Source organism: Paenibacillus hunanensis, assembly GCF_034055775.1.
GTDB lineage: Bacteria > Bacillota > Bacilli > Paenibacillales > Paenibacillaceae > Saccharibacillus > Saccharibacillus hunanensis.
In genome coordinates, this window is the sequence record NZ_CP139194.1 from 2186473 (window position 1) to 2200475 (window position 14003).

General features: G+C 46.8%; 11 protein-coding genes. All 11 read left to right on the top strand.

Annotated features, from left to right (window positions below; translation table 11 throughout):
• Positions 1-70 precede the first annotated feature (70 nt).
• The 11 genes from folD (at position 71) to SK066_RS08940 (ending at position 13572) form a co-directional block, all read left to right on the top strand.
• Positions 71-928, top strand: coding sequence for a bifunctional methylenetetrahydrofolate dehydrogenase/methenyltetrahydrofolate cyclohydrolase FolD (folD, locus tag SK066_RS08890; protein ID WP_188775212.1), 858 nt, complete (start codon positions 71-73; stop codon positions 926-928).
• A 14-nt stretch (positions 929-942) separates the two neighbouring features.
• Entirely contained in the window at positions 943-2328 is a 1386-nt protein-coding gene (gene xseA / locus SK066_RS08895) for an exodeoxyribonuclease VII large subunit (RefSeq protein ID WP_320544392.1), read from the top strand.
• A complete protein-coding gene (gene xseB / locus SK066_RS08900; RefSeq protein WP_188775214.1) occupies positions 2297-2557 on the top strand; it encodes an exodeoxyribonuclease VII small subunit in 261 nt (86 codons plus the stop codon). The genes xseA and xseB overlap by 32 nt, the downstream gene beginning before the upstream one ends.
• The gene (locus tag SK066_RS08905) at positions 2532-3452 is read left to right on the top strand and encodes a polyprenyl synthetase family protein (RefSeq protein WP_373289120.1); all 921 of its coding nucleotides are present in this window, start codon (positions 2532-2534) and stop codon (positions 3450-3452) included. The genes xseB and SK066_RS08905 overlap by 26 nt, the downstream gene beginning before the upstream one ends.
• Before the next feature lie 406 nt (positions 3453-3858).
• Positions 3859-5760, top strand: coding sequence for a 1-deoxy-D-xylulose-5-phosphate synthase (dxs, locus tag SK066_RS08910; protein WP_320544393.1), 1902 nt, complete (start codon positions 3859-3861; stop codon positions 5758-5760).
• 155 nt (positions 5761-5915) lie between these two features.
• Positions 5916-6767, top strand: coding sequence for a TlyA family RNA methyltransferase (locus tag SK066_RS08915; protein ID WP_320544394.1), 852 nt, complete (start codon positions 5916-5918; stop codon positions 6765-6767).
• Between the two features lie 603 nt (positions 6768-7370).
• Positions 7371-7820 carry a transcriptional regulator AhrC/ArgR gene (ahrC, locus tag SK066_RS08920; RefSeq protein WP_188775217.1) on the top strand — a complete coding sequence of 150 codons (450 nt, stop codon included), beginning with the start codon at positions 7371-7373 and terminating at the stop codon, positions 7818-7820.
• Positions 7821-7962: 142 nt separating this feature from the next.
• Positions 7963-9705: a DNA repair protein RecN gene (gene recN, locus SK066_RS08925; protein ID WP_320544395.1), complete on the top strand. Its 1743-nt coding sequence runs from the start codon at positions 7963-7965 to the stop codon at positions 9703-9705.
• A 671-nt stretch (positions 9706-10376) separates the two neighbouring features.
• Complete coding sequence (spo0A, locus tag SK066_RS08930) at positions 10377-11201, top strand: sporulation transcription factor Spo0A (RefSeq protein ID WP_320544396.1); 825 nt, start codon at positions 10377-10379, stop codon at positions 11199-11201.
• Positions 11202-11612: 411 nt separating this feature from the next.
• Complete coding sequence (locus tag SK066_RS08935; protein ID WP_320544397.1) at positions 11613-12224, top strand: hypothetical protein; 612 nt, start codon at positions 11613-11615, stop codon at positions 12222-12224.
• A 133-nt stretch (positions 12225-12357) separates the two neighbouring features.
• Complete coding sequence (locus tag SK066_RS08940) at positions 12358-13572, top strand: DUF2167 domain-containing protein (protein WP_320544398.1); 1215 nt, start codon at positions 12358-12360, stop codon at positions 13570-13572.
• Positions 13573-14003 lie beyond the last annotated feature (431 nt).

A 14003-nucleotide genomic window follows, 5' to 3' on the forward strand; every position in this document is an offset into this window, starting at 1 on the left:
CAAGCTCAGTGATACAAGGGCATCTGCCCTCATTCATATTCATTTTTTAATGGTAAAGGAGCGATTTGTCATGGCAGCAACAATTATTAGCGGTACACAGATTTCGCAGGAGATTCGTCAGGATATCAAGCAGGAAGTGGAAGCGATGAAGGCGCAGGGCTTTCAACCAGGTCTAGCGGTTGTGCTCGTGGGCGATGACCCGGCTTCCCATGTTTATGTACGCAATAAAGAGAAGGCTTGCCATGATCTGGGCTACTATTCGGAGGTTCACCGTCTGTCTGCGGACACGTCACAGGAAGAACTACTGGCACTGGTCGATAAGCTGAACAAGCAGGATAATATTCATGGTATTCTCGTCCAGTTGCCATTGCCGAAGCAAATCGAAGAGAAGGCAGTCATCGACGCCATCTCTCCGCAAAAGGATGTGGACGGCTTCCATCCGATCAACGTCGGTAACTTGATGATCGGTGACGAAAGTCTGCTGCCATGTACACCAGCAGGTGTGATTGAAATGATCAAGCGTACCGGTATTGAAATGTCCGGCAAGCATGCAGTCGTGATCGGTCGCAGTAATATCGTAGGTAAACCGGTATCGATGCTGCTGCAACGTGAAAATGCCACAGTTACAATGTGTCATTCGCGTACAGCGAACATGAAGGAGCTGACCCAGCAGGCGGATATTCTTGTTGTGGCAATCGGTCGCGCTAACTTTGTCGATGCTAGCTTTATCAAGCCAGGTGCTGTAGTCATTGACGTAGGGATGAACCGTCTGGACAACGGCAAATTGGCTGGCGATGTTGATTTTGAAAGTGCGAAGGAAGTGTCCGGTCCGATCACCCCGGTTCCGGGTGGCGTAGGCCCGATGACAATCACGATGCTGATGAAAAACACGCTCGTTGCCGCGCGCCGTGCACACGGACTCAAGTAAGAAAGGAGACCGTTATGTCGCAACAGCAGCGTATATACTCCATCAAGGAGATTAACAAATACATCCGGATGAAAATGGAGTCCGATTCGCTGCTCTCCGAAGTATGGCTGAGAGGCGAAATCTCCAACTTCACTCACCATTCAAGCGGGCATATGTATTTTACATTAAAGGATGAAGGCAGTCGCATGAAGTCGATTATGTTTGCTTCGTACAATCAGCGGCTTCCTTTTATTCCAAAGGAAGGCACACGGGTCGTTGCTCGTGGCTATATTTCCGTTTATGAACGGGATGGACAGTATCAGTTTTATGCCACGCAGATGCAGCCGGACGGAATCGGCAGTCTGTATCTCGCTTACGAGCAGCTCAAGCAGAGGCTGGAGCACGAAGGGTTATTCGACTCTTCGCGCAAGCGTGCGATTCCGCAGTATCCAAAAGTGATCGGTGTAGTCACCTCGCCAACCGGCGCGGCTGTACGCGATGTAGTGATCACACTGCGTCGCCGCTACCCTGCCGTGAAAATTGTCGTATATCCTGTATTGGTACAGGGTAAGAGCGCAGCTCCTTCGGTTGTGAAGGCGATTCGCGATCTGAACCGAATGGGTGAAGCGGATGTACTCATCGTTGGACGCGGTGGCGGTTCACTTGAAGAGCTGTGGGCATTTAACGAGGAAATGGTCGCTCGTGCGATTGCTGGCTCGCGTATTCCGATCATCTCGGCGGTCGGTCATGAAACGGACTTCACGATTGCTGACTTTGCCGCAGATTTGCGTGCAGCGACGCCAACAGCAGCAGCTGAGCTGGCAGTGCCGAATGTGAATGAGCTACGCGCACAGCTTGTGCAGGTGCGCAGACAGCTCAAGCAAGGATTGCTGCGTCTGTCGCAGCGTCAGCGCGAGCGCTTAATCCGTTTGCGTCGTTCGCCTGCTTTGCTGCATCCGAAGCGTCAGCTTGTGCAGCATATGACACGTCTGGATATGCTGGAACGTCGATTGACGACAAGCTTACAGCGACGCAGCCATATTCAGCGTGAGCGTCTTGGACGCATGAGTCAGCGTTTGGCTCGCCATAATCCACAGGAGCAGCTGATCTATGCTAAACGACGCACAGACTCTGCACGTCGTCAGCTAGAGCTGCGCATGCAGCAGATTTTAAGACAAAAGCAGCAAAAGCTTGGTTTTGGCTTGAAGCAGCTGGATGCACTCAGCCCGCTCAAGGTGATGGCACGCGGATATAGTCTCGTTTATGACGAACCGGAACAACAACTGATCAAGTCGGTGAAGCAGGTTGAGCCGGGAGAAATGATCAAAGTAAATCTACAGGATGGACAACTGCAATGTAATATATGGAGTATTAAGGAGGCGGACAACGATGGCGAAGGCAGCAAAGGAACAAGAGCTTAATTTTGAACAGGCGATGGACCGGCTGGAGGAGATCGTCTCCGAATTGGAACATGGCGATGTGCCGCTGGAAAAAGCAATTGATCTTTTTCAGCAGGGCATGCAGCTATCCCAGGTATGTGGCTCAAAGCTGGAAGAGGTAGAACGCAAAATCGAAATGATCGTTGAAGAGGATGGAGAGCTACGCAAAAAGCCATTCCAATCTGCTGAAAGCGGTGAAGAGATTGAGTGAGCGTCCGGAGCTAAAGCCATATATCCATGATATTTCGGTTCAAATGGAGCAGCAGCTACAAAGCTTCCTACCTGCTGGATGGGATGTACCTAAGACGCTGACTGATTCGATGCTGTATTCACTTATGGCAGGCGGCAAGCGTCTACGTCCGGTATTTGTCATTGCTGCGGCAGAAGCGCTGGGTGGTAGCCGCGAAGCGGCTCTGCCTGTAGCTTGCGCTATAGAGATGGTACATACGTACTCACTCGTTCATGATGATTTGCCAGCGATGGATGATGATGATTATCGTCGTGGTAAGCTGACCAATCATAAGGTATATGGAGAGGCAATGGCGATTCTAGCAGGAGATGCACTGCTCACACATGCCTTTTATGCAGCAACGGGCTGTACTGCCTTTGGTGTTGCACCGGAAGCCGCACTGGCGATTGTGCGTGATCTGGCAGAATATGCAGGCCCACGTGGGATGGTTGGTGGTCAGGTAGCCGATATGGAAGGCGAGCAGGGGATGACCGAGCTGGAGCAGCTGCGTTATATTCACCTGCATAAAACCGCCGATCTGTTTATGTTTTCCCTGACAGCAGGAGCGAGAACGGCAGGAGCGACGGAGCAGCAACTGGATGCGCTACGACGCTTTGGCTCGGATATCGGACTTGCTTTCCAAATTCAGGATGACATTCTCGATGTGATCGGCGATGAAGCGAAGCTGGGCAAAAAAACGCAAAGCGATAGCAAGCTGCAAAAGGTAACCTATCCGTACTTTATCGGTCTGGAGGCTTCCAAGCAGGAAGTCGAGCGTCTGACCGCAAGTGCGAAGGCAGCTTTGCAGGAGGCGAATCTGAAGGATTCACGCCGTCTGGAAGAAATCGCAGATTATCTGGTGCAACGTGACCATTAATGGTTACGTATAGCCATCAGGATTTATTTTAGCAATTCATGATATCGGGCATGCGTCAGTACGCAGATTGAAGAAACGGATAACGCATAGTAAGATAGCAGAAGCTTTGTAGTGATACGAGAACCTGCTATCTATGGGCGTTTATCCGTTATCTGTGCTGGAATGACCTTTATGCTACATGTGATGTGTACTTGATATATACCTGTGATCGTGTAGGCTGTACATGAGCTGTTATCGTTGTAAAATGGCTCTTGAGTTAGTCCTATAATAGAGCGGATTTCGTAAACGAACCTGCTTGTGGTATAGTGGATAGTAATATAAAACGTAGAATCATGAATTGTATTATTTTGGCATGTAAACAACATTTGAGCGCCGGGGGGCGTTCAAAGGAAAGCGGGGAAATGGTGTGCTGCTTCCACAGATTCATCAACCAAGTGATCTCAAAGATTTGACAACAGAACAGTTAACCGTGCTGGCAGGAGAGATTCGCCAGTTTCTGATCGAGAAATTATCAGCAACCGGCGGTCACCTGGCTTCCAATCTGGGCGTAGTGGAGCTTACGCTTGCTCTGCATTATCTGTATGACAGTCCGAAGGACAAATTTATTTTTGATGTTGGTCATCAGGCATATGTACACAAAATTTTGACCGGACGCATGGATCGCTTTGATACCTTGCGTAAATACAAGGGCCTGTGCGGCTTTGTAAAACGCAATGAGAGCGAGCATGATGTGTGGGAAGCCGGACATAGCAGTACATCACTATCGGCAGCGATGGGGATGGCGCTTGCACGTGACTTCAAAAAAGAAGATAACAAGGTCGTTGCAGTAATCGGTGACGGCGCCCTTACTGGCGGTATGGCATTTGAAGCGCTTAACCATATCGGACATGAGCAGCGCAAGCTGACCGTTGTACTGAACGATAATGAAATGTCGATTGCGCCTAACGTTGGCGCCATGCATAAATATCTGGGTAAAATTCGCTCGGATAAAGGCTATCTGCGTGCGAAGGATGAAGTAGAGCAACTGCTCAAAAAAATTCCAGCTATCGGCGGCAAGATTGCCAAAACAGCAGAAAAGCTCAAGGATTCGCTTAAATACGCTATGGTATCTGGCATTCTGTTTGAGGAGCTGGGCTTCACGTATTTCGGGCCGATCGACGGTCATGATCTACCTAAGCTACTGGAAACGTTCCATCAAGCAGACAATGTAGACGGTCCGGTGCTGATCCATGTGGTCACTATCAAAGGTAAAGGCTACTTGCCTGCCGAAGCTGATTCATACAAATGGCATGGCATTACGCCATACAAAATCGAATCCGGTCAGGTGGTAAAAGCCGCTGGTAATCCAATGTATACCGAAGTATTCGGCAAAACATTGATCGAGCTTGCAGAGCAGGACGAGCGTATCGTTGCGGTTACGCCTGCGATGCCAGGGGGCTCAGGATTATTCCCGTTTGCGGATCGATTCCCTGAGCGTATGATTGATGTCGGTATTGCAGAGCAGCATGCGGCAACACTGTGCGCAGCAATGGCGATGGAAGGCATGAAGCCCGTCTATGCGGTCTATTCTACATTTATGCAGCGTGCGTATGATCAGATCGTGCATGACATCTGTCGTCACAATGCAAATGTGATGTTTGCGATTGACCGTGCAGGCTTTGTAGGTGCCGATGGTGAAACGCATCAGGGTGTATACGATGTTGCCTTTATGCGTCATATCCCGAATATAGTGATTATGATGCCGAAGGATGAAAACGAATTGCGCCATATGATGAAGACGGCGCTGGAATACAATGATGGACCAATCGCTTATCGTTATCCACGAATTAACGGTCTGGGTGTACCGCTGGATCAACAGCTCACACCGATCCCGATCGGACAATGGGAAAAGGTACGCGAAGGCGATAACTATGCGATTCTTGCTTCTGGCCCGATGGTACAGATGGGAATCGAGGTTGCCGAGGAACTCAAGCGTGATGGCATGAATGTAGCGGTAGTCAATGCGCGCTTTATGAAGCCGCTTGACGAAGAAATGCTGCTCGATCTGGCAGCACGTGGTACACGTATGCTGGTCGTCGAGGAAGTTTCCCAGGCAGGCAGTATGGGTAGCGCTGTGCTAGAATTCTATGCAGCACGTGGTCTTCACGATGTTACAGTGGGCTTGATGGGTATTCCAGATGAATTCATTGAACATGGTAGCATCAAGGATCAGCAGCGTGAAGCAGGGCTGACACCGGAAAATATTGCCGAATCGCTCAAGGCGCTTGCCCCAGGACAAGCGTGGACATTTCAGAAAAATTCGGTGTAATGATTAAATGAACCAGGCAGCGAAGCGGGAAGTTTCATTTTCCGCTTCGTTTGCTGTTTACACACCTGCTTACAACTCTTATGATCGCTATAAGATGGCATGATAAGTAACTAAAGCATTGCATAAAAATATGGAATCCGTACAGGAGATAACCTATGGCAAGTGATAAAGAACGTCTTGACGTCCTGCTCGTCGAGCAAGGCTATTATGAAAGCAGGGAAAAAGCAAAAGCGGCTGTGATGGCAGGCCTTGTCTATGGCGGCACAGAGCGTCTGGAAAAGCCAGGTATGAAAATTCCACGCGATACAGCGCTAAATGTAAAAGGCTCTGTGCATCCGTATGTAAGTCGCGGCGGCTTGAAGCTGGAAAAGGCGCTTCAGCATTTTGGAATTGAAATGGAAGGACGTACGATGCTGGATATTGGCTCCTCTACGGGCGGATTCACGGATTGTGCGCTTCAGCATGGTGCCTCCTACGTGTATGCAATTGATGTGGGCTATAATCAGCTAGATTGGTCGCTACGCAATCATCCGCAGGTGCATGTGATGGAGCGAACGAATTTCCGCTATATGACTCCAGATCAATTGGAAGGTGCCACGCCTAACTTTGCCAGCATCGATGTGTCTTTTATTTCACTGCGTCTGATGCTGCCACCGCTGAAGGAGCTGTTATCTCGTCCTGCGGATGTAGCGGCACTAATCAAGCCACAATTCGAAGCTGGACGTGAAAAGGTAGGGAAAACAGGCGTCGTACGCGATCCAAAGGTTCACCAGGAAGTATTGGAGCATGTGCTTGGCTTTGCGAAGGAGATCGGATATGAGCTGCGAGGACTTACCTTTTCACCAATTACAGGCGGAGAAGGCAATATCGAGTTCCTGGCGCACTGGCATTTACCTGCCGAGGGTGAAATGCTGGAGCCGATCCCTGAACTATCTGATCTGAGCGAGCTGGCTGCACGAACCGCGGCTGAAGCGTCGCATCGTTTTCGTGGTGGTACAGCTAAGTAGTGATGAAGGCTACAGCATATAATAAAACTTATGATGTAATATTGTATCAGGTCGATATGACGTACGGTTAGACGTGGTATAAAGCGACGTAGAATAGTACATCGTACAATACGCCGTCTAAAGTAATGATGTTGATATCCATTACAATGATAATGAAAGCATGTGCAAGCGATACGAGAAAAGACCTGCACTGGCAGCGTTGCAGCCTGCCGCAGGTCTTTTGGCTTGTATAGAGCTGAATGTATAGCTGGCAATGATGTAGTACACCCGATCGCAATGAATTTTCGATCAAAACTCAATTTGGCTATTGATTTACGAACAGATATTCCTATATAATGAGAACGAACGTTCCTCCCGTCTGACTTATCCAGTCAGCGTTTGGACTCTTCCGTTCTTGGTGTTACAATAGGGTAATGTGCGATGCCACGTTGATGATCGATAGCAAAGCAGGTTATTTTCCAATTTTCAAGGTGAAAAAGGAATATACCTGCATAATAACGAATAATTATAGAGTCTGTTCTATACGAACAGCTGATATTATCTATTCATCACAGCGATCATTTGCATGATTATGATAGAGCATACTACCAAGCGGAGGTCTTTATGAAGGGACAGCGACATATTAAAATTCGAGAAATTATTACACATCAGGATATTGAAACCCAGGACGATCTGGTTGAAGCATTGCGTCAAGCAGGCTTCCAGGTAACGCAGGCAACGGTATCCCGGGATATCAAAGAACTTTTACTGATTAAGATTCCGACAGATGACGGAAGATATAAATATTCCTTGCCAACCGATCAACGCTACAATCCAGTGCAAAAGCTGAAGCGCGCACTGGTGGACAATTTTCTACAGATCGATTTTACAAACAATCTGGTTGTGATGAAGTGCCTTCCGGGTACAGCCAATTCCATCGCTTCCCTCGTGGATAGTATGGAATGGCCGCAAATTATGGGTACGATATCGGGTGACGATACGATGCTGATCATTTGCCGCACGGAGAGCGATAGCCAGAAAGTAATCGAACAGATTATGGGCTTTATTTCCTGAGATAGAGGGTAAGCTCCTTCTGTTGTGATCGTAACGTCGATACAGCCAAGACTTATTCTGGTGTTAGCTGACTGTAGAGCTTGTGTCCGGTTTCGTTTGAAGCGGGGTCATACAGTCTTTTATACGAGAAGGAGTGAGCTCCATGCTAGTTATGCTGAGCATCAAAAACCTGGCTGTTATTGAAGAAATCGACGTTTACTTTCACAAAGGATTCCATGTACTGAGCGGTGAAACCGGTGCGGGTAAATCCATCATCATAGATGCGCTCGGTCTGATTGCAGGCGGAAGAAGCTCAGCGGAGATTGTCCGCTACGGTTGTGACAAATCGGAGATGGAAGCTCTGTTCGAGTTGCGTTCCACTCACCCAGTCTGGTCAACACTTGCACGATTGGGGATTCAGGGCACAGCGGAGGAGCATCTGGTTATTCGCCGCGAGGTAACGAGCAGCGGTAAAAGCACGGCGCGCATCAACGGCCAGCTGGTGAATCTGTCTATGCTGCGTGAAGTAGGCGAGCAGCTCGTCAACATTCATGGTCAGCACGAGCACCAATCATTGATGAAGCCAGAGCGCCATCTAGGCTTGCTGGATACGTTTGCCGATGTAAAAATCGGTCCGATTAAGCTGAAATACAATGAGCAATATAGCAGCTACATCAAGATCGAGCGTGAGCTGCGTGAATTACAAGAAAATAGCCAGAAGACGTATCAGATGATGGATTTGTATCGTTTTCAGCTGGAAGAGATTGCGGCTGCTAACCTACAACCAGGTGAAGATGAGGCGCTGGAAGAAGAACGTCTACGGCTATCACATAGTGAAAAAATGATGGAAGCGGTAGCTGGTGGCTATCACAACCTGAATGGTGAAGGCACGATGGGTGCAATCAGTGTGGCCATGTCCCGTCTGAGCGATATCTCTCGCTATGATTCCAAAAATCTCGATCCATTAGTCGAACAATTGCAATCGGCTTATTATCAGCTGGAGGATGTCGTCTATCAGTTGCGTAGTTATCAGGAAAACATCGAATTCAATCCAGGTCGACTGGAAGAAGTAGAATCCCGTCTTAACATGATCTCTGGCTTACGCCGTAAATATGGAGAAAATGTAGAGCAGATTATCGCGTATTATGAGAAAATCCAGCGCGAGACGGATCTGCTGGAAAACAAAGATGAGCATTTGCTCAAGCTGGAAGCGAAGCGGGATAAGCTTCGTGATCAGCTACTGGAAACAGGAGAACGACTGAGCAAGCTGCGTCGTGAAGCAGCCGGTGAGTTGTCCAAGCAAGTTGAAGCTGAACTCAAGGACTTGCAAATGCAGCGTACATCGCTGCAAGTCAAGATTGATTATATTGCTGATCCGAATGGTATTGAGTGGAATGATCGCCGCATTCGGATTACCCGTCAAGGGATTGATACGGCGGAGTTCCTGATCTCGCCTAACCCGGGTGAGCCGCTGCGTCCAATGGGCAAAATCGCCTCCGGTGGTGAGCTGTCACGTATTATGCTTGCACTGAAAAGCATCTTTGCTCGTCATGAGCAGGTACCTGTACTTGTATTTGACGAGGTGGATACGGGTGTCAGCGGACGAGCAGCTCAATCGATCGCAGAGAAGCTGTTCAAGCTGTCTTCGGAATGTCAGGTGTTCTCTATCACTCACTTGCCGCAAGTCGCATGTATGGCAGATCATCAGTATTTGATCGAAAAGCAGATCGTTGGCGACCGTACAGCCACTCGTGTTGTATCTCTACATGAGGATGGTCGTGTGGACGAGCTGGCGCGTATGCTGGGCGGCGTTGAGATTACTGAGAAAACGAATCACCATGCGCTGGAAATGCTCAAGCTAGCAGAAGCACGTAAGGATGGCGGCTCCGCCTATGCGGTGCACTAGACTTATAAGCTTGAGCTAGATAATAGTAACAGAGCATAGCGATCTGGTTATGATTCGTTGAACCAGCCATAATTAAGTTGATCTATGATGGATCGTATAGAGAAGAACTCTTTGGGAAGCCTGCCTCTAATGGCAGAGCTTCCCATTTTAATTAGAACTACATAAAGTCATAATTGGCACGGACACGGACACGGACACGGACACGGACACGGACACGGACACGGACACGGACATGGACACGAACATACACACGCACGCACACACACAGACATGATTATAGGTATGAGTATCGAATTGAGTATACACTCAGCGATAGCCGTACTTACGCATATACACTACCAAAGCATATGCTGGCTTTTTATCGCACATAGGATAGAAAAATTGGGAAATTTATGAGATTTTTGTTTTCGACAGCAGGGTTTAGGTCTTTTATGTCGAATGATATTATAATGTGAAGAGTATGCCCCAAAATGGATACACGATCGATTGATAAGACGTCTGGCTTTAGACAAACGGTATGCAATAGCTATAGCGTCACTCACAGCTTCGAATGCATGCACAACGCTATATCATAGCCAATTGATCGTACAATCCTAGAAATGCAGAACCATTGTAGCAAAATGGATGCGACACAGCAGGAGAGCTTGACCAAAATGAAGGAGGAATATCCATTGTCAACTATTCAAGTATTGCTAGCAGATGATAATCGTGAGTTTACGAATATGCTGGCTGATTATATTTCCAATCAGCAGGACATGGAAGTGGTAGGGATTGCATTTAATGGTGAGGAAGTATTGAAAACGATGGAAAGCTTACCAGAGCTTCCAGATGTACTCATTCTGGACATTATCATGCCTCATCTGGACGGTCTGGGTGTACTGGAGCGTCTGCGTGATATGAATCTGACACCATCACCGAAGATCATTATGCTAACGGCATTTGGTCAGGAAAATATTACACAGCGTGCGGTACAGCTTGGAGCTTCGTACTATATTTTGAAGCCATTTGATATGGAAGTGCTCGTTAATCGTGTTCGCCAGCTCGTAGGTACGAATGCAGCGATCAGCAGCAATGGCGGTGGTTCTATCAATATGAGCAATGCGATGAGCAAGCCAGCAGCTGCGATGCCGACAAAAGGTCGCAATCTGGATGCAAGCATTACGGCGATCATTCATGAGATTGGTGTACCCGCTCATATTAAAGGATATCAATATTTGCGTGAAGCGATCACAATGGTGTATAACAATATCGAAATTTTGGGATCGATTACAAAAACGCTGTATCCAGCGATCGCAGAAAAGTTCAAAACGACACCTTCGCGTGTAGAGCGTGCGATTCGTCACGCCATTGAGGTTGCCTGGACGCGTGGGAATATCGATTCCATTAGCCATCTGTTTGGATATACGATCAATATTAGTAAGTCCAAGCCAACCAATAGTGAATTTATCGCGATGGTAGCAGATAAGCTGCGTATTGAGCACAAGGTTTCGAACTAATACAGCGCTTATTCGTTATGATGTCTATTTACGAATGGAGCAAATTGCTTAAAATAGCATACTCTACTGCATCATGCGCGTAGTATACCAAGCACAAGCGTTATAGAAGAATAGCGGATGGAGCCATAATACAGACATAGCTCAGTATTGTGCATGGAATGAGTAGCAGCTAAATTAAGCAGATATAAGTACTGTGTACTATGATCTAAGTTCATCTCCTTTAATTAATGGTGTCTAACTTGCCGCCAATCTAATCTACATTTACCTAAAGAAATGAAGAGCAGCTTACACTCGATATGAAGAGGAAGGCTGCTCTTTTTTCCTCTAGTTGAATAGAGGTGCAATATAGTAATATAGACATAGATTCTAATCTATTCATTAAAAATCATATTTTGCTAAGGAGAGGAAAGTATGGAAGGCTTTCAGGGATATTCACCACCAGAACCGCCAAAGCCAGCACCGACTAAAATGAGCGTAATGGCTTTGGTGGCACTTATTTTAGCTGGTCTCGGTATACTCGGATGTATGGTACTCACGGTCTGGAACATCGCACTCAATGTACAGGTTTCTGACCTGCAACAGGCAAATGCGGCATTACAACGTAAAACGAGCGATCTGGCAGATCAGCATACCAACGTTGAGCATGAGCAATCTATTATTAAGCAGGTAGCCGTGTTCAATTATTTGTCCCATAGCATAGAGGAAGCGGTAGTAACCGATGACTTTATCGTGGATAAGATCACATTCACACCGACGGGTGATGGAGAGCTGAAGAGCGTACTGATCGATGTAGAAAATCAACCGGATATCGATCTGGATTACAATGGAGATGGCACCTACAATGTGTCCAAAACTCAGCTTCGTGCTAAGGCAGAGAAGCTTATTCAAGCCGCAGAGGATTATTATGGCTCGGACAATGAAGCACCCGAATGGACAGCATCAACATTAGTCACTTTAACGGTCAAAAATTATGATATTGGTGATTATGCAGATGGTAAGTTTTTATTTGTAGACGAGTATTGATCATGATGCTTGATCGCTTGATGGTGAATAGTAAATCGATGTTTAATGGTTGATGGATGATAAAGCGGCATATGATCACTGCATGTCTCATCAGGACAAGGCACTGTAAGTATATTTTGAAGGAGGCACGTTTTTGAAAAAATCGCTTGTCTATGCAGCGTTGCTGGTCGTTAGTAGTAGTATGATAGGGTGGATCGCATATCCAGTTGTAGCTCATGCGATGGTAGCCCAGGCTGGTGTGGCAGTAGAGAATGGTAGGGCTCCGATCCTCAATCAAATAGCTGTATCTTCTGATCACAATCATGATTCCAATCAGATCGTGTCCGCCGAATATTCAGCATATACAGACTTACATAATTCACAGATTTCATTACGGACAGACACCAAGCTATCATCTGTAAAACAAACGAGCACGCCTGACGTGGTTCTGGCATCGGCGTTAACTCCAACGATGAATTCGTTATCAGCTAATCACGATAAAAGCTCAGCAGTCGAGGTGACTGATCAGATCGATCTAGGCGATGTTGCCAGCTTTCATTTTCCAAGTGATCATCAAATGAGCTTTGTTGAGCCAAAAGCGACACAGGAGCTACTCCAGAAGCAATATACTGGAGATTTGATTACTGGACAGATTCTCGGAAGCTTGCTTGATCGTCAGGACAATGCATGGATCATTCTGATGTATACTGAGGACGGTCATATTCTCGATTATGATCATGATCAGATCGATGCACAGCGTATATTGGCTAACTATCAAAATAACCTGCAACAGCAAAATGCGAATAACAAGGAAGCTCTTAACCTTCAAGTGTTAGGCTGGGGCGAGGAGCCGAGCTATAATGCCACCACACATACGTTGACCTGGTATCTAAAATTAAAAGAGTCGACGAAGGATGATCTAGTCAATTATAATGCCCGTATTTTGACCAGAACGGGATATCTCTCAGCGATTCTCGTAAGTAGCGATGCGACTTTCCAGCAGGATCGCACTGCATTCCAGCAGGATGTATTACCTAATATCGATATTCATCAGCAGTTGGCGTATAGCGCTTATGATGAGCAGACAGATAAGGATTCCAAATTGACTTTAGAAGGCTTAATTTTGACAGGAGCAGGTACACAAGCTGCAAAGCAATATGGTACGTTTTCTATCGTAAATAAGCTGTGGTTTATCGTCGTACCGATTGCGGGCTTGATTTACTGGAATCATCGTAATCGTTCTCGGCGCGAGCAAGAGCATGCTAAGGAACTGGAAGCGATTATGTATGCGGATCATCAAAGTAATGAGCTACCGATGCGTAGACGTCCTGTGGTGCCTCCTGACCAGACCGATTCGGATTCCAAATAATCAAACACCATCAGTCGAACAACAGTCATATAGTGTATACAAATGTAATCTATTCCGTAATGAAAGTAATCACATCATCACCCTTATACTACTATCATCATATGCCTTTACATCGTCAATAAGCCATCCATTTGGTTCCTTGTATGCATCAATATCCTAAAAACAGTATAATGAAAATGGTATGTCAAAAGTCTATCATCGGGATCAATAGCCAGAATGTACACCGATGCGATTCAGAGGAAATAGCTTGTGAATGATATCTACAATGACGTTGATGAATGCAATAGGCTTATGACCGCAAAGTATAGTAAAATGAATCGTAATCACATCATACTGGAATCAGGGAGGGATCACAGATGGAGAAAACAAATGCATGGGTATTCGTGCTGGTTACATACGTTGTAGCAGTGGCACTCTTCCTCGTAATGTGG

Excerpts from the sequence above, each read along its gene's own strand:
- ahrC (WP_188775217.1), top strand. The coding sequence starts at position 7,371 with ATGAAGGGACAGCGACATATTAAAATTCGAGAAATTATTACACATCAG.
- recN (WP_320544395.1), top strand. The coding sequence starts at position 7,963 with ATGCTAGTTATGCTGAGCATCAAAAACCTGGCTGTTATTGAAGAAATC.
- SK066_RS08935 (WP_320544397.1), top strand. The coding sequence starts at position 11,613 with ATGGAAGGCTTTCAGGGATATTCACCACCAGAACCGCCAAAGCCAGCA.
- xseA (WP_320544392.1), top strand. The coding sequence starts at position 943 with ATGTCGCAACAGCAGCGTATATACTCCATCAAGGAGATTAACAAATAC.
- folD (WP_188775212.1), top strand. The coding sequence starts at position 71 with ATGGCAGCAACAATTATTAGCGGTACACAGATTTCGCAGGAGATTCGT.
- SK066_RS08915 (WP_320544394.1), top strand. The coding sequence starts at position 5,916 with ATGGCAAGTGATAAAGAACGTCTTGACGTCCTGCTCGTCGAGCAAGGC.
- xseB (WP_188775214.1), top strand. The coding sequence starts at position 2,297 with ATGGCGAAGGCAGCAAAGGAACAAGAGCTTAATTTTGAACAGGCGATG.